Annotated in this window: 21 protein-coding genes and 1 riboswitch; of the genes, 11 read left to right on the top strand and 10 right to left on the bottom strand. The window is 77.1% G+C overall.

Annotation, left to right across the window (positions count from 1 at the left end; translation table 11 throughout):
* Nucleotides 1-8: 8 nt before the first annotated feature.
* The 3 genes from ACU616_RS08685 to ACU616_RS08675 all read left to right on the top strand — a co-directional run bounded on the left by ACU616_RS08685 (nt 9) and on the right by ACU616_RS08675 (nt 2,046).
* On the top strand, nt 9-1,304 hold the full coding sequence (locus tag ACU616_RS08685; protein ID WP_446758072.1) for an Nramp family divalent metal transporter: 1,296 nt from the start codon (nt 9-11) through the stop codon (nt 1,302-1,304).
* A gap of 74 nt (nt 1,305-1,378) precedes the next feature.
* Entirely contained in the window at nt 1,379-1,618 is a 240-nt protein-coding gene (locus tag ACU616_RS08680; protein ID WP_446758071.1) for a hypothetical protein, read from the top strand.
* Entirely contained in the window at nt 1,615-2,046 is a 432-nt protein-coding gene (locus ACU616_RS08675; protein WP_446758070.1) for a TA system VapC family ribonuclease toxin, read from the top strand. The genes ACU616_RS08680 and ACU616_RS08675 overlap by 4 nt, the downstream gene beginning before the upstream one ends.
* A 70-nt stretch (nt 2,047-2,116) precedes the next feature.
* Here the strand turns inward: ACU616_RS08675 and ACU616_RS08670 are convergent, their stop codons facing one another.
* Genes ACU616_RS08670 through ACU616_RS08660 form a run of 3 tightly spaced genes read right to left on the bottom strand, consistent with a single transcriptional unit; the run spans nt 2,117 to nt 3,454 of the window.
* Nucleotides 2,117-2,287: a hypothetical protein gene (locus tag ACU616_RS08670; RefSeq protein ID WP_446758069.1), complete on the bottom strand. Its 171-nt coding sequence runs from the start codon at nt 2,285-2,287 to the stop codon at nt 2,117-2,119.
* Nucleotides 2,288-2,339: 52 nt separating this feature from the next.
* A complete protein-coding gene (locus tag ACU616_RS08665) occupies nt 2,340-2,510 on the bottom strand; it encodes a hypothetical protein (protein WP_446758068.1) in 171 nt (56 codons plus the stop codon).
* Entirely contained in the window at nt 2,507-3,454 is a 948-nt protein-coding gene (locus ACU616_RS08660) for an alpha/beta fold hydrolase (RefSeq protein WP_446758067.1), read from the bottom strand. Before ACU616_RS08660 ends, ACU616_RS08665 begins: the two co-directional genes overlap by 4 nt.
* A 75-nt stretch (nt 3,455-3,529) precedes the next feature.
* On the opposite strand from ACU616_RS08660, the gene ACU616_RS08655 reads away from it, so the two are divergent.
* Entirely contained in the window at nt 3,530-4,138 is a 609-nt protein-coding gene (locus ACU616_RS08655) for a TetR/AcrR family transcriptional regulator (protein WP_446758066.1), read from the top strand.
* Nucleotides 4,139-4,223: 85 nt separating this feature from the next.
* Here ACU616_RS08655 and ACU616_RS08650 read toward each other — a convergent pair whose 3' ends face one another.
* Complete coding sequence (locus tag ACU616_RS08650) at nt 4,224-4,859, bottom strand: class I SAM-dependent methyltransferase (protein WP_446758065.1); 636 nt, start codon at nt 4,857-4,859, stop codon at nt 4,224-4,226.
* 75 nt (nt 4,860-4,934) lie between these two features.
* Here ACU616_RS08650 and ACU616_RS08645 point away from each other — a divergent pair, with 75 nt between their 5' ends.
* Both ACU616_RS08645 and ACU616_RS08640 read left to right on the top strand, forming a co-directional pair.
* On the top strand, nt 4,935-5,177 hold the full coding sequence (locus ACU616_RS08645) for a type II toxin-antitoxin system Phd/YefM family antitoxin (protein WP_446758064.1): 243 nt from the start codon (nt 4,935-4,937) through the stop codon (nt 5,175-5,177).
* Nucleotides 5,174-5,572 (top strand): PIN domain-containing protein, encoded by a 399-nt coding sequence (locus ACU616_RS08640; RefSeq protein ID WP_446758063.1) that lies wholly within the window; start codon nt 5,174-5,176, stop codon nt 5,570-5,572. The genes ACU616_RS08645 and ACU616_RS08640 overlap by 4 nt, the downstream gene beginning before the upstream one ends.
* Before the next feature lie 42 nt (nt 5,573-5,614).
* Here ACU616_RS08640 and ACU616_RS08635 read toward each other — a convergent pair whose 3' ends face one another.
* The 6 genes from ACU616_RS08635 to ACU616_RS08610 form a co-directional block, all read right to left on the bottom strand.
* Nucleotides 5,615-6,883: an FAD-dependent oxidoreductase gene (locus ACU616_RS08635; protein ID WP_446758062.1), complete on the bottom strand. Its 1,269-nt coding sequence runs from the start codon at nt 6,881-6,883 to the stop codon at nt 5,615-5,617.
* A 57-nt stretch (nt 6,884-6,940) separates the two neighbouring features.
* Nucleotides 6,941-7,771: a bifunctional hydroxymethylpyrimidine kinase/phosphomethylpyrimidine kinase gene (thiD, locus tag ACU616_RS08630; RefSeq protein ID WP_446758061.1), complete on the bottom strand. Its 831-nt coding sequence runs from the start codon at nt 7,769-7,771 to the stop codon at nt 6,941-6,943.
* Nucleotides 7,768-8,400, bottom strand: coding sequence for a thiamine phosphate synthase (gene thiE / locus ACU616_RS08625; RefSeq protein WP_446758060.1), 633 nt, complete (start codon nt 8,398-8,400; stop codon nt 7,768-7,770). Before thiE ends, thiD begins: the two co-directional genes overlap by 4 nt.
* Nucleotides 8,397-9,167 (bottom strand): hydroxyethylthiazole kinase, encoded by a 771-nt coding sequence (gene thiM / locus ACU616_RS08620; RefSeq protein WP_446758059.1) that lies wholly within the window; start codon nt 9,165-9,167, stop codon nt 8,397-8,399. Before thiM ends, thiE begins: the two co-directional genes overlap by 4 nt.
* Nucleotides 9,168-9,174: 7 nt before the next feature.
* Nucleotides 9,175-9,272: riboswitch (TPP riboswitch) on the bottom strand.
* Nucleotides 9,265-9,909, bottom strand: a complete 645-nt coding sequence (locus tag ACU616_RS08615) for a TenA family protein (protein WP_446758058.1) — start codon at nt 9,907-9,909, stop codon at nt 9,265-9,267. (Overlaps the previous riboswitch by 8 nt.)
* Complete coding sequence (locus ACU616_RS08610; RefSeq protein ID WP_446758057.1) at nt 9,906-10,493, bottom strand: thiaminase II/PqqC family protein; 588 nt, start codon at nt 10,491-10,493, stop codon at nt 9,906-9,908. Before ACU616_RS08610 ends, ACU616_RS08615 begins: the two co-directional genes overlap by 4 nt.
* A 135-nt stretch (nt 10,494-10,628) precedes the next feature.
* Between ACU616_RS08610 and ACU616_RS08605 the strand changes: the two genes are divergently transcribed.
* Genes ACU616_RS08605 through ACU616_RS08585 form a run of 5 tightly spaced genes read left to right on the top strand, consistent with a single transcriptional unit; the run spans nt 10,629 to nt 14,712 of the window.
* Complete coding sequence (locus ACU616_RS08605) at nt 10,629-11,957, top strand: purine-cytosine permease family protein (protein WP_446758056.1); 1,329 nt, start codon at nt 10,629-10,631, stop codon at nt 11,955-11,957.
* Nucleotides 11,954-13,066 (top strand): glycine oxidase ThiO, encoded by a 1,113-nt coding sequence (thiO, locus tag ACU616_RS08600; RefSeq protein WP_446758055.1) that lies wholly within the window; start codon nt 11,954-11,956, stop codon nt 13,064-13,066. The genes ACU616_RS08605 and thiO overlap by 4 nt, the downstream gene beginning before the upstream one ends.
* Nucleotides 13,067-13,267, top strand: a complete 201-nt coding sequence (gene thiS / locus ACU616_RS08595) for a sulfur carrier protein ThiS (RefSeq protein WP_446758054.1) — start codon at nt 13,067-13,069, stop codon at nt 13,265-13,267.
* A complete protein-coding gene (locus ACU616_RS08590; RefSeq protein ID WP_446758053.1) occupies nt 13,268-14,137 on the top strand; it encodes a thiazole synthase in 870 nt (289 codons plus the stop codon).
* Entirely contained in the window at nt 14,134-14,712 is a 579-nt protein-coding gene (locus ACU616_RS08585) for a thiamine phosphate synthase (protein WP_446758052.1), read from the top strand. The genes ACU616_RS08590 and ACU616_RS08585 overlap by 4 nt, the downstream gene beginning before the upstream one ends.
* Nucleotides 14,713-14,824: the final 112 nt, after the last annotated feature.

The following is a 14,824-nucleotide window of genomic DNA, read 5'->3' as shown; positions in this document are numbered from 1 at the left end:
AGGCCCCCGTGTACCTGTCCAAGACCGAGGCCGCCGTCCTGCCAACGACGCTGGTCGGCACGCCCCGCCCGTCGCCGGCACCGGCCGGACGGCGGCGGGTCTGGCCGCTGCTCGGCCCGGCGTTCGTCGCCGCCGTCGCCTACGTCGACCCCGGCAACTTCGCCACCAACTTCTCCGGCGGCGCCTCGTTCGGCTACACGCTGCTGTGGGTGATCGTCGCGGCCAACCTCATGGCGATGCTCATCCAGAGCCTCACCGCCAAGCTGGGCCTGGCCACCGGCCGCGACCTGGCCACGCTGTGCCGCGAGCGGCTGCCCCGGCCGGTCACCTGGGGCCTGTGGCTGCAGGCCGAGGCGGTCGCCATCGCCACCGACCTGGCCGAGATCGTCGGCGGCGCGGTGGCGCTCAACCTGCTGTTCGGGGTGCCGCTGCCCATCGGCGGGCTGATCACCGCCGTCGTCGCCTTCGTGCTGCTGGGGGCGCAGTCACGCGGGCACCGGCCCTTCGAGCGGGTCATCACCGGGCTGCTGCTGGTCATCGGGCTGGGCTTCGGCTACACGCTGGTCGGCTCCGGCGTCGACCTCGGCGGCGTCGCCGGGGGGATGGTGCCCGCCTTCGACGGGCCGGAGAGCCTGGTGCTGGCCACCGGCATCCTCGGCGCCACGGTCATGCCGCACGTCATCTACGTGCACTCGGCGCTCACGCCGGGCCGCTACGGCGACGTCGTCACCGCTGGCCGCACGCACGAGGGACGGCGCCGGCTGCTGCGGGCCCAGCGCCTCGACGTCCTGCTCGCCATGGGGCTCGCGGGCCTGGTCAACGCCGCGATGCTGGTGATCGCCGCGCAGCTGTTCACCGGCAGCAGCGGCCAGGCGACCTCGCTGGAGGGCGTGCACGCCGGCCTCGGCGACCGGCTCGGCACCGGCGCCGCGCTCGCCTTCGCGGTCGCGCTGCTGGCCAGCGGCTTCGCGTCGTCGTCGGTGGGCACCCACGCCGGGCAGGTGGTGATGGCCGGGTTCCTCAAGCGGCACGTCCCGGTGCTCGCCCGGCGGCTGATCACCCTCGCCCCCGCGCTCGCGGTGCTGGTGCTCGGCGGCGACCCGACGACGGCGCTGGTGTGGTCGCAGGTCGTGCTCAGCTTCGGCATCCCGTTCGCCCTGGTGCCGCTGCTGTGGCTGACCAGCCGCCGCGACCTGATGGGCGGCTGGGTGAACCGGCGGGTCACCACCGCGGTCGGGGCGGTCGTGGCCGCGATGATCATCGGCCTGAACGCCCACCTGCTGCTCGGTCTCGTCACGGGCTGAGGCCCTCACCCGTCGCCGTCCGGGGACCGGCGACGCCAACTCGATGGCGTGGGTGGTGCACTAGCATCTGATGCGTGCGCACCACGTTGAGCATCGACGACGACGTGCTCCTGGCCGTCCGCGACCGGGCTCGACGGGAACGGCGGACCGTCGGCGACGTGCTCTCGGACCTCGCTCGTCAGGCTCTGACCGGCACGCACCGCCCGACCGCCGAGCCGGTGACCGCTCGACACGGGTTCACCCCTCTCCCGCACCGTGGCCCGGCCGTGTCGAACGCGCTCATCGACCAGCTGCGCGAGGACGAGGGCGAGTGAGGCGGGCACTGCTCGACGTCAACGTCCTCCTGGCCCTCCTCGACAGTGACCACGTCGACCACGTCCGGGCCGGCGAGTGGCTGGACAGCGAGGTGGAAGCGGGCTGGGCGTCGTGTCCCATCACCGAGAACGGGTTCGTGCGAATCATCAGCCAGCCGCGGTACCCGAGTCCCGTGCCCCCCGCGCAGGCGGTCGAGCTGCTCGCGCTGGCCCGGAGGGGCCGGCACCACGCGTTCTGGCCCTGCGACGTCAGCCTCCTGGACGGGCAGGTGGTCGACCGCTCCCGGCTGCACGGCTCTCGTCAGGTGACCGACGCCTATCTCCTCGCCCTGGCGGTGGCCCACGACGGGAGGTTCGTGACGTTCGACCGGACGCTGTCCCTGGAGACCGTCCACGGCGCCACCGAGGACCACCTCACCGTTCTCTGACCTCGGCGCGAGTCGACGGCCCGGTCTCGTCACGGGCCGAGCGCCCCTCCCCACCGGGGCCGCCGGGACCTCAGGCGGGTTCGGGCACACCGCCCGGGTCGCCGCCGGGGTCGTCGGGTGTCGGCTCGACCGGCGCGGGCGGCAGCGGCTCGGGGGCGTCCGGGAGCAGCTCGCCCGGGTCGTCGGGCACCGGCTCGGTCGGGTCGATGACGGGCTCCGGCTCGGGGATCGGCGAGACCATCCACCGAGTCAACCAGCGTCGCACGCCGGCAGGCCAGCGACCGGGCATCTCCTCAGGCCCCGGCGCTGCACCTCGCGAGCACGGCACCCATCACGAGGGACAGCGGCACCAGCCGGACCAGGCGGCGGCGCCACGGCTCCTGCGGCGCGGTCGGGTGGACGACCGCGGCGGCGAGCCCGCCGACCGCCAGGGCGAGGACGAGGGTGACCAGGACGGACCTCACGAGGAGCTCCGGGTCCCCGCGGCCTCGCCGTCCGGGCGTCCGGGCCGTGGGGTCGCCCGGTCGGCGGTGGCGCGGACGTCGTCGGCCAGGGCCGGCCACAGCGCGCGGGGCAGCTCGTGACCCATCCCCCGGTGGACGACGAGCCGCGCGCCCGGCACCGCGGCCGCCGTCGCCTGGCCGCCCTCCGGGCGGATCACCACGTCGCCGTCGCCGTGGACGACCAGGGTCGGCACCCGGACGGCGGCCAGCTCGGCGCGCAGGTCGCGGGCGGCCCGCTCCGCCGCCTGCTGCCGCTTGGCGCCCGGGCCGGTGAGCCCCTGGTCGTCGCGGGCCATGGCCACCCGCAGCATCGCCAGGTGGTCCTCGCGGTCGGTGGGGTAGCCGGGGGAACCGGTGACCTCTTGCACGGCGACCATGAAGTCGGCCATCGCCTCGGGGGTCGTCGGCCGGCCCTGCTGCTTGCTCAGCCGCGTGGCCTTCCGGACCAGCGCGAGCGTCGTCCGTGCGCGCATCCGGCCGATCCGCGGTGCGGGCGTGGACATGATCGACGTCAGCGACAGCACGCGGTCGGGGTGCTCGACGGCGAGCAGCTGGGCGATCATCCCGCCGAGCGAGGCGCCGACGACGTGCGCGGCCGGCCAGCCGACGGCGTCCATCACCGCGACCGCGTCGCCGGCCATGTCCGACAGCGTGTAGGCGGCCGGCACCCGGGACCACGCACGTCTCGGCCCCGGTCCGTCGAGGTGGGTGGACAGGCCGACGTCGCGGTTGTCGAACCGGACGACGCGGAAGCCGCGCGCGGTCAGCTCGGCGCAGAACCCGTCGGGCCAGCCGACCATCTGGGCGCCCAGGCCCATGACCAGCAGGAGCGGCTCGCCGTCGGGCTCGCCGACTCCCTCGTAGGCGATCTGCAGGTCTCCGGAACGGGCGGTCAGGACGGCCACGGCTGCCTCCTCGGTCAGTGTCGGGATACAGTCGTACCACAGGTTTCGGTACACGTGTATCCCGAAGGAGGTGCGGTGCCCCGGCGGGTCGACCACGACGAGCGGCGGCGGGAGCTGACCGCCGCGCTGCTGCGGATCGCGAGCACCCGCGGGCTGCAGGCGGTGTCGATGCGCGAGGTCGCCGCGGAGGCGGGCGTGTCGCTGCGGGTGGTCCAGTACTACTTCACCGACAAGGCCACCCTCATGGCCTCGGGCATCACCGAGCTGGCCGCGCGACTCGACCGGCGCGTGCGGGAGCGTGCCGCGGTGCTGGGCACCGGCCTCCCGCCACGGACGGTGCTGGAGGTCGTCCTCGGCGCGATCCTGCCCACGGACGACGACAGCCGCGCCGACCAGCTCGCCTGGACCGCCTACTACGCGGCCGGGCTCACCGACCCGGCCGAGGCGGTCGACGGCCGCTACGCGCCCGACGCGCTGGAGCGGTGGCTGACCGGCGTCGTCGGCCGGGCCGTGGCGGACGGCCAGGTGGCCGCCGACGCCGACCCGCGGATCGAGGTGGTGAGCCTGCTGGCGCTGACCAACGGCCTGGTCAGCAGCGTGCTGGGCCGGCAGCGCACGGTGGACGACGCCCTCGCCGTCGTCCGCTACCGGCTGGACCGGCTGTTCGGCCCGGCGGCCGGCTGACCCCGGCGTCCGGGCCCGACGGGTGCGCCGGCGCAGCGTTCCGCGGCGGGGGACCGGGCCGGTGCGCACACCGCCGCCGGACCGGTCAGGCCACCGCCGTCCCCAGCACGTGCGGGCTGGCCGGCGCCCGGACCCGCGCCGGCGGGAAGTCGAACCGGCGGACCCGGGCCACGGTGAAGCCCGCCGCCTCGATGTCGCCGACCTGGTCGGTGGCCGTGTGGCAGCCGCCGGCCAGGAGCGGCCAGACGGTCGCGTCGGCCACCCGCTGGACGGCGCGCAGCCGCCGGTCCTCGGCCACGGTGTGCTCGAGGAAGCGCAGTTCGCCGCCCGGACGCAGGACCCGGCGCAGCTCCCGCAGTGCCCGTGCGCGGTCGGCGATGCTGCACAGCACGAGGCAGAGGACGGCGACGTCGACCGAGGCGTCCGGCAGCGACAGCTCCGCGGCGGTGCCGGCGCGGACCTCGACGTCGACGTCCGCTGCCCGTGCGGCCCGCTGGGCGGCGGCGCGCAGCCGCGGCTCGGGCTCGACCGCGACCACCCGGCCCACCGTCGCCGGGTAGTGGGCGAAGTTCAGCCCGTTGCCGCACCCGACCTCGACCACTCCGCCGCGCGCCCCGTCGAGGAGCTCACGGCGGAGGTCGGCCATCCCGGCCTCCTCCAGCCGCGGGCTCAGCCGCTCGTAGCAGCGACTGAAGACGGGACGCGGCAGGTCGGTCGCCATGCCCGCACGGTCGCGGGCCGCCACGGCCGCGTCAAGGAGGGCAGGGTGGACGGCGGTGGTGCTACGGTGTCGCACATGGACGTCGGTGTCCGGGACCTCCGCAACCACACCGCCCGCATCATCGACGCCGTGCGTGCGGGAGAACGCGTCACGCTGACCGTGCGCGGGGAGCCGATCGCCGACATCGTCCCCCACGGCGCTCGCACCCGATGGCTCTCCGGGGCAGCCCTGCAGGAGCAGTTGGAGCACCGCTCCGCCGACCCCGGGTTGCGAGAGGACCTCGACGAGCTGGCCGGCGAGACCCTGGCCGACCTGTGACGTCGGGACTCCTCGACACGTCGGTGTTCATCGCCCGGGAGGCGGCCAGGCCACTCGGGCGCCTGCCGGAGCGCGTGGCGGTGTCGGTCGTGACGATCGGGGAGCTGGAACTCGGCGTCCTCGCCGCGGTCGACGAGACGGTCCTGGCGCGGCGGGCCGACACCCTGGCGCTGGCACGGGAGGCCGACCCGATCCCCGTCAGCGAAGCGGTCATGAGTGCCTGGGCGCGGCTGGTGGTCGACTGCCGTCGGGCGGGTGTGCACCGCACCGTCAGGCTCACCGACGCGCTGATCGCCGCCACCGCGGTCGTACACGGCCTGCCGGTCGTGACGCAGGACAGGGACTTCGACCGGATCGCGGACGCCCATCCCCCGCTCCGTGTCATCACGATCTGACGACGGCTCCCGAGAGCGTCGCCGCGTCGGTGGCTCCGCGCCTCACCCCGCCCGTCCGTGGCGGCCCCGGAGCGACCGGGAGGCGCGCGCGGCGAGCGCCGCGACGGGCAGCGCGCCGCGGGCGAGGAGGCCCCCGGCCGGGTGGTCGGCCGCACGCATCCACCGCAGCGGCGCGAGGGACCCGCGGACGACGTCGGGGGCGTAGGCGGCCATCTGCCGCTGGTAGTCGTGCACGGCCAGCGGCAGCGTGGTCGACCCCGCGCGCACGGCGGCCAGGTGGCCGGCGAGGAGGTCGGCGTCGCGGATCGCGGTGGCCGCGGCCGAGCCGCCGGTCGGGGGCATGGCGTGGACGGCATCGCCCAGGCAGGTCACCGGACCCGCCGGCCACGGCGTCAGGTCGGCGTCGGGGTCGACGGCGGAGAAGCGGAAGGACGCCGGACTGCCCGGGTCGGCGGCGGCGACCAGGGCCCGCACCCCGGGTGACCAGCTCCGCAGCAGGTCGGTGACGAGCTCGGCCAGGCCGGCCGGGTCGCGCTCCCGCACGTCGCCGGGCAGGCGGTGGTCGAGCGCGTGCAGTCCCCACACCACGCCGGGGGCCTCGACGTCGGCCGGCACGTCCCGGCAGGCCGCGGGGTCCACCGCGGGGACCGTGGCCGGGTCGTGCAGGCTGAGGAAGGCCCCCACCCCGTCGGGCGCGAAGGCGAGGGCCGGGCCCGCGCGCAGCAGGTCGGGGACGAGCTCGCGGGTGCGCGCGTCGACCGGGGTGCGACCGGCGATCCCGGTGACGCCGACCGGGGTCGAGGTGGGCCGTCCGGCGAGGGCCCGCGCCACCCGGGAGCCCACGCCGTCGGCACCGACGAGCAGGTCGCCCCGCTCGCTGCTGCCGTCGGCGAAGCGCGCGGTGACGCTGCCGTCGGCGTGCACCTCGTGGCCGGTGAACTCCTGCCCGAAGCGCACGACGCCGTCCAGGCCGTGGGTGAGCAGCCGGCGCAGCGGGACCCGCCCGATCAGCAGCCGCTCGCCCGAGGGGTCCTGCCGCGCGAGCACGAGCACGCGCAACCGGTGGTCGGTGACGGCGAGCCGGCGGAACGCCCCGGGACCCGCCGAACTGGCCAGCAGGGCCTGGTGGTGCGCGGGGCGGAGGTGACGGCGCAGCGCGGCGCAGGCGCGCTCGTCGAGGTGCAGGCGGTAGCCACCGGTGGCCGAGGCGGAGGGGTCGCGGTCGTGGACGCTGACGTCGTCACCGGCCCGGTGCAACGCCTGGGCCAGCGTGAGGCCCCCGATGCCGGCGCCGACGACGATGACCCGCACGGGCCCACCGTAGGTCGAGCCCGGCACCGGCCGGGCAGCCCGCGACGGCCCGCGGGCTCAGGCGGGCCAGATGCCGGCGAAGTGGTGCACCGGGCCGTGGCCCGAGCCGATCCCCAGCGACTCCCCCGCCGCGAGCATCCGCTGCAGGTGGTCGCGGGCCTGCTCGACCACCGGCTCCCACTCCCCCGGCCCGCCGACGCCGCGGGCCACCAGCGCGGCGATCGCCGAGGACAGCGTGCAGCCGGTGCCGTGCGTCGCGGTCGTGTCCACCCGCGGCCGCCGGGTCGTGACGACGCCGTCCGCCGTCGCCAGCACGTCGACGCTCTCGCTCCCGCCCAGGTGCCCGCCCTTGAGCAGCACCGCGCCGGGCCCGAGCTCCAGCAGCGCCCGCGCCTGCCCGGGCAGCTCGTCGACCGTCGTGGCCGGCGCCACGTCGAGCAGCGCGGCGGCCTCGGGCACGTTCGGTGTCACCAGGTCGGTGACCGGCAGCAGCACCTCGCGGACGGCGGCCACCGCGTCGTCGTCGACCAGCCGGTCCCCGCTGGTGGCCACCATGACCGGGTCGCACACCACCGGCCCGGCCGCGCGGGACGCCAGCGCCGCGGCGACCTCCCGGACGACGTCGGCGGTGCCGAGCATCCCGGTCTTGGTGGCGTGCACGGTCACGTCGTCGAGCAGGGTGGCGATCTGCTCGCCCACGAACGCCGCGGGCACCGGGTGCACGCCGGTGACGCCGCGGGTGTTCTGCGCGGTCAGCGCGGTGAGCACGGCCGTGCCGTAGACACCCAGCGCGCTGAGGGTCTTGAGGTCGGCCTGGACGCCGGCGCCGCCGCTGGGGTCGCTGCCGGCGACGGTGAGCGCGACGGGCACCCCCGCCCGCCCGGTCACCGGGCCGCCCGGAGCGCGCGCGCCGCGGCGGCGGGGTCGGCCGCGGCGCAGACCGCCGAGACGACGCAGATCCCGTCGACGCCGGTGACCTGCGACGCCCGCTCGGCCGAGATCCCCCCGATGGCCACCGACCGCAGCCCGCCGTCCCGGGCGGCCGCGGCCAGCGCGGCCACCCCCTCGGGGCCGAGCCCGGTGCCGGCGTCGGGCTTGGTGGGGGTCGTCCACACCGGCCCGATGCCGACGACGTCGACCGTCCCCCGCGGCAGTGCCAGCGCGACCGCCAGCTCGTCGTCGGACCCGGCGGAGAGCCCCAGCAGCCGGTCGGGGCCGATGAGCGCGCGGACCTCGGCCGGCGGCAGGTCGTCCTGGCCCACGTGCACGCCGTCGGCGCCGGCCAGCAGCGCGACGTCGACCGCGTCGTTCACGAACAGGGCCACGCCGGGGTCCAGCACCGCCTGCACCGCGAGCGTGAGCTCGTACAGCTCCCGCCGCGACGCCGTCTTGTCGCGCACCTGCACCGCGGTGACCCCGCCGGCCACCGCCGCGCGGACGACGTCGGGCACGGTGCGCGGTGCCGACAGCGCGGTGTCGGTGACCAGGTAGAGCGTCGGGTCCAGCGGCGGCCTCACGCGGTCACCTGCGCGGCGGAGAGGTCCCGGACCCCGTCGAGCGCGTCGAGCCACAGCGGCGCGAAGGTCCCCGGCCCGGGGCCGACCGCGGCCGCGGCCTCGGCCGCCAGCGCGACGTGCGCGTGCGCGGCGACCGCGCCGGTCAGCGGGTCTCCGGTGACGGCGACGTAGGCCGCGACCAGCGCCCCGAGCGCGCACCCGGCGCCGGTGGTGCGGGTGAGCAGGGGCGACCCGCCGCCCACCCGCACGGTGCGCGACCCGTCGGTGACGACGTCGACCTCCCCGCTCACCGCGACCACCCCGCCGGTGCGCCCGGCCAGCGCGATCGCGGCGTCCAGCGCGTCGTCCGCGGTCGCGGTGGAGTCCACCCCGCGCCCGCCGGACCCGGCGCCGGCCAGCACCAGCACCTCGCTCGCGTTGCCGCGCACCACCGCGGGACGCGACCCGAGCAGCTCGGCGGCCAGCTCCGTGCGGAACGCCAGCCCGCCGACGGCGACCGGGTCGAGCACCCACGGCGTCCCCGCGGCCGTGGCCCCGCGGACGGCGACCCGCATCGCCTGCGCGGTCCGCTCGTGCACCGTGCCGAGGTTGACCAGCACCGCGGAGGCCACGGCGGCGAAGCCCTCGGCCTCCAGCGGTTCGTCGACCATCGCCGGCGCCGCGCCGACGGCGAGCAGCGCGTTCGCGGTGAGCGTCTGCACCACCGTGTTGGTCAGGCAGTGCACGAGCGGGGCGGCGGCGCTCAGCGCCGACCGGGCAGAACTCAACGCAGCGGCATCCACGCCGTGACATCCCTCCGCCAGCATGACCTGGTCAGGTTCGACGGGTGTCTTCTCAGCCCGCCCGACCGGCGGACACCCCGTGTCACTGGCCGCCGACGGTACCCCAGGCGGCGGGGTCCCAGGCCGCGGAGAAGAACCCGAGCTCGAGCTCCATGGCCCGCCGGTACGCCCGCCGCACCGCCGGGGTGTCGGCGGCCAGCCGGTCGAGCAGCGCCTCCAGCGTGGCGGCCAGCTCCGCGAACCCGGGGTCGGCGTAGGTGTCGACCCACTCCCGGTACGGCCCGGTCGCACGGGAGGCCAGCGCCCGGCCGAGGTGGGCGTAGAGCCGCATGCACGGCGCCATCGCAGCAGCCACCTCCCCGACGTCGCCGAGCGCCGCGGTGGCCAGCAGGAAGTCGGTGTAGGCGAGCGTCGCCGGCGCCGGCGTCACGGCGGCCAGGTCGATCCCCCACTGCGCCGCGTAGCCGTCGTGCAGCCGCAGCTCCTCCCGGACGCCGGCCAGCAGGTCGGCGAACGCCTCCAGCGCCGCGCGGTCGCGGCTGTGCGCCACCCCGAGGGCGTAGGCGCGGGCGAAGGCCTCGAGGAAGAACGCGTCCTGGGCGACGTAGCCGGCGAACCGCTCCCGCGGCAGCGTCCCGTCGGCGATGCCGGTGACGAACGGGTGCGCCAGCGCCGCGGCGGCCAGGTCGGCGCTGCCGGCCCACAGCCCGGCGGAGAGGGAGGTCACGGGAGCGCCGTCTCCCAGAACGCCGTCTCGGCCGCCACGACCTCCAGGAACACGGCGTCGTCCGCCGGGCCGGCCTCGTCGGCCGCCGCCTCCAGCGCGGCGACGTAGGCCGCGAAGCCCGGCACGGTCCAGTGCTCGACGAACTGCCGGTACTGCGGAGCGCCGGGCCGCGCGGTCGACCAGGCGTCGAGGTAGGCGCGCTCGACGGCCCACAGCGCGGTCAGCGCGACCCCGACGTCGGCGGCGTCGAGCCGGTACAGCAGGTCCCCGTAGGCGATGGTGGCCGGCAGCCGCGGCACGGCGAGGTCGAGCCCCCGCTCGGCGGCGACGCGGGTGAACCAGTCCAGCTCCTCGACCAGCGCGACGCAGCCGCCGGCGAGGACCGCCTGCGCCGGCCGCGGGGCGCGGGCCAGCAGCCGGGCCTGGAAGCGCAGCAGGTCGGCGACGAAGTGCGCGTCCTGCACCAGCCAGGTGTCGAGGGCCCCGGCGGGGAGCGTGCCGTCGCGGACGGCGTCGAGGAAGGGGGAGGTGGTGGCGCCCCGCCAGGCGTCGGGGTGGCGGGAGGGCAGCTCGGCGACCGGCACGGCGGGCGACCCTACGCCGGGCCTACAGTGGGCCCCGCCATGTGCGGGAGCTCGGGGCGACCGGGCTGAGAGGGCGGCTGAGCGCGCCGCCGACCGCTGGAACCTGACCGGGTAATGCCGGCGTAGGGAGCAGCCGTGAGCACCGACGTCCGAGCCTCAGCCTCCGCGACCAGCACCGACGCGCCCCTCACCCTCGACCAGGCGCCGCTGCGCACGCTCGGGTTCGGGGCCAATCTGGGCCTGTGGGCCAACCTCGGCGTCAGCGTGCTGCTGCCCGTGGCCGCGGTCTTCGTCGTCCTGCCGGGACGGTCGCTGTGGGTCACGGGAGCCGCCGTCGTCGTCGGCGCGGCGATCGGGTCGGCACTGCTGGGCCTGGTCGCCGCCGCCGGGGCGCGGGAGAGCGTGCCCGGGATGGTGCTGCTGCGCGGGCTGCTCGGCCGGCGCACCTCCTGGCTGCCGACGGCGTTCAACCTCGTGCAGTGCGTCGGCTGGGCGACCTTCGAGATCGTCGTCATCGCCGAGGCCGCCGCCCGGGTGCTCGACGCGCCGCGCTGGCCGTTCGTCGTCGCCGCCGGGGTGCTGGCCACCGCGATGGCGCTCAAACCCCTCGGCGTCGTCCGGGTGCTGGCCCGCTACGCCGTCTGGGCCGCGCTGGCCGCCGTCGCCTACCTGTTCGTCGGGGTGCTGCGCGAGCCGCTGCCGCCGATCGAGGGCGGCGGGGCGACGTCGTTCTGGACCGCCGCCGACATCGTCGTCGCGCTGCCGGTCTCCTGGCTGCCGCTGGCCGCCGACTACACCCGCCACGCGCGCAGCGCCCGCGCCGCCGGCGTCGGCTCGGCGGTCGGCTACGGCCTGGCCACCGTGCTCATGTTCGTGCTCGGCGTGCTCGCGCTGGCCGCCTACGGCAGCTCCGGCCTCGACGTCATCGACGCGCTGCTCGCCGTGCCGCTGGGCGCGGTGGCGGTGCTCGTGCTGGTGGCCGTCGAGCTCGACGAGGCCTTCGCCAACCTCTACTCGACGGCGGTGTCGGCGCAGAACGTCGTCGCCCGGCTCGACCGGCGGGTGCTCGCCCTGGGCGTCGGCGTGCTCGCCACGCTGCTCGCGCTGACCTTCGACGTCACCGCCTACGAGCCGTTCCTGTTCCTCATCGGCGCGGTGTTCGTGCCGCTGGCCGGTGTGCTGATCGTGGCCTACTGGACCACCCCGCGCGGCGGCTGGGACACCTCCGGGACCGCGCCCGCCCGCCCGCTGCTGCTCCTGCCGTGGCTGGCCGGCTTCGTCGCCTACCAGCTCACCCTGCCCACGTACCTCCCCGGCCCGGGCGCGGGCTGGACGGCGTGGTGGACGGCGCGGCAGGCCGACCTGGGCATCGACCCGGCCAACGGCTGGTCGGCGTCGCTGGTCGGGCTGGCGGTCGCCGTCGTCCTCACCCTGCCGCTGGTGCTCGGGAGCCGGCGGCGGTGACCGACGTCGCCGTCGCGGGGGGCGGGCTGATCGGGCTGGCGGTCGCCTGGCAGGCCGCCCGCCGGGGGCTGTCGGTGACCGTGGTCGACGACGCGCCCGGCACCGGCGCCTCGGCCGCCGCGGCCGGGATGCTCGCGCCGGTCACCGAGGCCGGCTACCGCGAGGAGCCGCTGCTGCTCCTCGGCCTGGCCTCGCTGCAGCGCTGGCCGTCCTTCGCCGCCGAGCTCGAGGCCGCCGCCGGCCGGCCCGTGGGGCTGCGGACCGCCGGCACGCTGGTGGTCGGGTTCGACGAGGACGACGTCCGCGCGCTCGACGCCCTGCACGCCTTCCAGCTCGAACTCGGGCTGGCCGCCGAGCGCCTGACCCCGCGCGCCGCCCGCCGCCGCGAGCCGTCGCTGACCCCGCGGGTGCGCGGCGGGCTGCTGGTGTCCGGCGACCACTCCGTCGACGGCCGCGCCGTCCACGCCGCCCTGCTCGCCGCCGCGGAGGCGACCGGCGTCGAGCTGGTGCGCGACCGGGTCGAGGAGCTCGTGGTGGACGGCGGCCGCGCGGCCGGGCTGCGGCTGGCGGGCGGGACGACCCTGCCGGCCGGGCAGGTCGTGCTGGCGCTCGGCGCCCGCAGCGGGCAGCTGCCCGGCGTCCCGCCGCTGCCGGTGCGGCCGGTGAAGGGGCAGATCCTGCGGCTGGCCGGTGCCGACGGGCTGCTCGACGGCACGGTGCGGGCGCTGGTGCGGGGCCGGCAGGTCTACCTCGTGCCCTACGGCGGCGACCGGCTCGTCGTCGGCGCCACCACCGAGGACCGCGGCTTCGATCCCGCGGTCACCGCCGGCGGGGTGCACGACCTGCTGCACGACGCGATCGACGTCGTCCCCGGCATCACCGAGCTGGAGCTGACCGAGACGCTGGCCCGCTGGCGGCCCGGGACGCCGGACAACGCGCCGCTGCTGGGCGCCTCGGCCCTGCCCGGGCTGGTGCTGGCCACCGGCCACCACCGCAACGGCGTGCTGCTCACCCCGGTGACCGCCGACGCCGTCGCCGACCTGCTGGCCGGCGGCGCGCTGCCCGAGGTGGCCGCCGCCTTCTCCGCCGAGCGGTTCCGGAGGGACTGAGTGGAGCTGACCGTCAACGGCGCCCCGGCCGAGCTGGCCGACGGCGCGACCGTGGCCGACCTCGTGGCCCAGCGGGCGCCCGGCCACGACCGGGTGGCCGTCGCGCGCAACGGCGACGTCGTCCCGCGCAGCAGCTGGGCGCAGACCGCGCTGGCACCCGGCGACGCCGTCGAGGTGCTGGCCCCGACCGCAGGAGGCTAGATGCTGAAGGACCCCCGTGCCCCCCACCACTCGCAGGCTCGCGGCGGGCCCCTGCACGGGGGCCGATCGGAGCTCGCGCCCGCACTCGAGCGCGAGGAGGCCGCCGACCCGTTCGTCATCGCCGGGCAGACCTTCACCTCCCGGCTGCTGCTGGGCACCGGCGGCGTGCCCAGCCTCGAGGCGCTGGAGGCCGCGGTGCGCGCCTCGGGCACCCAGCTGGTGACGGTGGCGCTGCGCCGCGTCGAGGCGTCGGCCGGCGGCTCGATGACGGACGTGCTCGACCGCTGCGGCGTGCGGCTGCTGCCCAACACCGCCGGCTGCATGACCGCGCGGGAGGCGGTGCGCACCGCCCGGCTGGGCCGCGAGGCGTTCGGCACCGACTGGGTGAAGCTCGAGGTGATCGGCGACGAGCGCACGCTGCTGCCCGACGCCGTGGAGCTGCTCGACGCCGCCGAGCAGCTGGTGGCCGAGGGCTTCACCGTGCTCGCCTACACCACCGACGACCCCGTGCTCGGCCGCCGGCTGGCCGACGCCGGGTGCGCCGCGGTGATGCCGCTGGGCTCGCCGATCGGCAGCGGGCTGGGCATCCGCAACCCGCACAACGTCGCGCTGCTGCGGGAGGCGGTGTCCGTGCCGGTGGTGCTCGACGCCGGCATCGGCACCGCGTCGGACGCCGCGCTGGCGATGGAGCTCGGCTGCGACGCCGTCCTGCTGGCCTCGGCGGTGACCCGCGCCCGCAACCCCGAGCGCATGGCGCTGGCCATGCGGCAGGCCGTGGAGGGCGGGCGGCAGGCGTTGCTGGCCGGCCGGATCCCGCGCCGCTGGCACGCCGAGGCGTCGACCTCCTTCGACGGCCTGCCGGAGCTGTGAGGCCGCCGCGGCTGCTCGTCGTCACCGACCGGACGCAGGCCGCCGGGCCGCTGACCGAGGTGGTCGCCGCCGCGGTGGACGCCGGCGCCCGCGCGGTGTGGCTGCGCGACCGCGACCTGCCCCCCGCCGAGCGGCGGGCGCTGGCCGCCGGGCTGCGGGCGGTGCTCGACCCGGTGGGCGGGCTGCTGGTGTGGGGCGGCGCGGCCGGGGCGCCGGAGGGCACCGCGGTGCACCTGAGGGCCGCCGACCCGTTCCCGGCCGTGCGCCCCCCGCTGGTGGGCCGGTCCTGCCACTCGGCCGCCGAGGTGGCGCGGGCCGCCGACGAGGGCTGCGACTGGGTGACGCTGTCGCCGTTCGCGCCGACCGCGTCCAAGCCCGGGTACGGCCCGGCGCTGGGTACCGGGGGGCTGGCCGCGCTCGTCCCGGGTGCCCCACCGGTGCTGGCGCTGGGCGGCGTGACCCCCGCCGACGTCCCTGCACTGCTCGCCGCCGGCGCACACGGGGTCGCCGTCATGGGCCCGGTCATGCGCGACCCGTCCGTCGTCCGGGAGCACCTGACCGCGCTGGCCGGCTGAGGACCGGCCGTCGGCCGCCTGTGACCCGGCTCGCAGTCAGGTTTGCGGCGGGGTCTGCCGAGTCATACGCAGGTGTTCGACATCCAGCCCCCGGTGCGGGCTCGACGCACGA

It is taken from the genome of Geodermatophilus sp. URMC 62 (genome assembly GCF_052931475.1).
The sequence above is the reverse complement of the archived record's forward strand: the minus strand, read 5'-3'. Positions and strand labels throughout refer to the sequence as shown.

Coding starts and splice junctions, on each gene's coding strand:
- ACU616_RS08670 (WP_446758069.1), bottom strand. CDS start 2,287: ATGGTCTCGCCGATCCCCGAGCCGGAGCCCGTCATCGACCCGACCGAG.
- ACU616_RS08650 (WP_446758065.1), bottom strand. CDS start 4,859: ATGGCGACCGACCTGCCGCGTCCCGTCTTCAGTCGCTGCTACGAGCGG.
- ACU616_RS08645 (WP_446758064.1), top strand. CDS start 4,935: ATGGACGTCGGTGTCCGGGACCTCCGCAACCACACCGCCCGCATCATC.
- ACU616_RS08590 (WP_446758053.1), top strand. CDS start 13,268: ATGCTGAAGGACCCCCGTGCCCCCCACCACTCGCAGGCTCGCGGCGGG.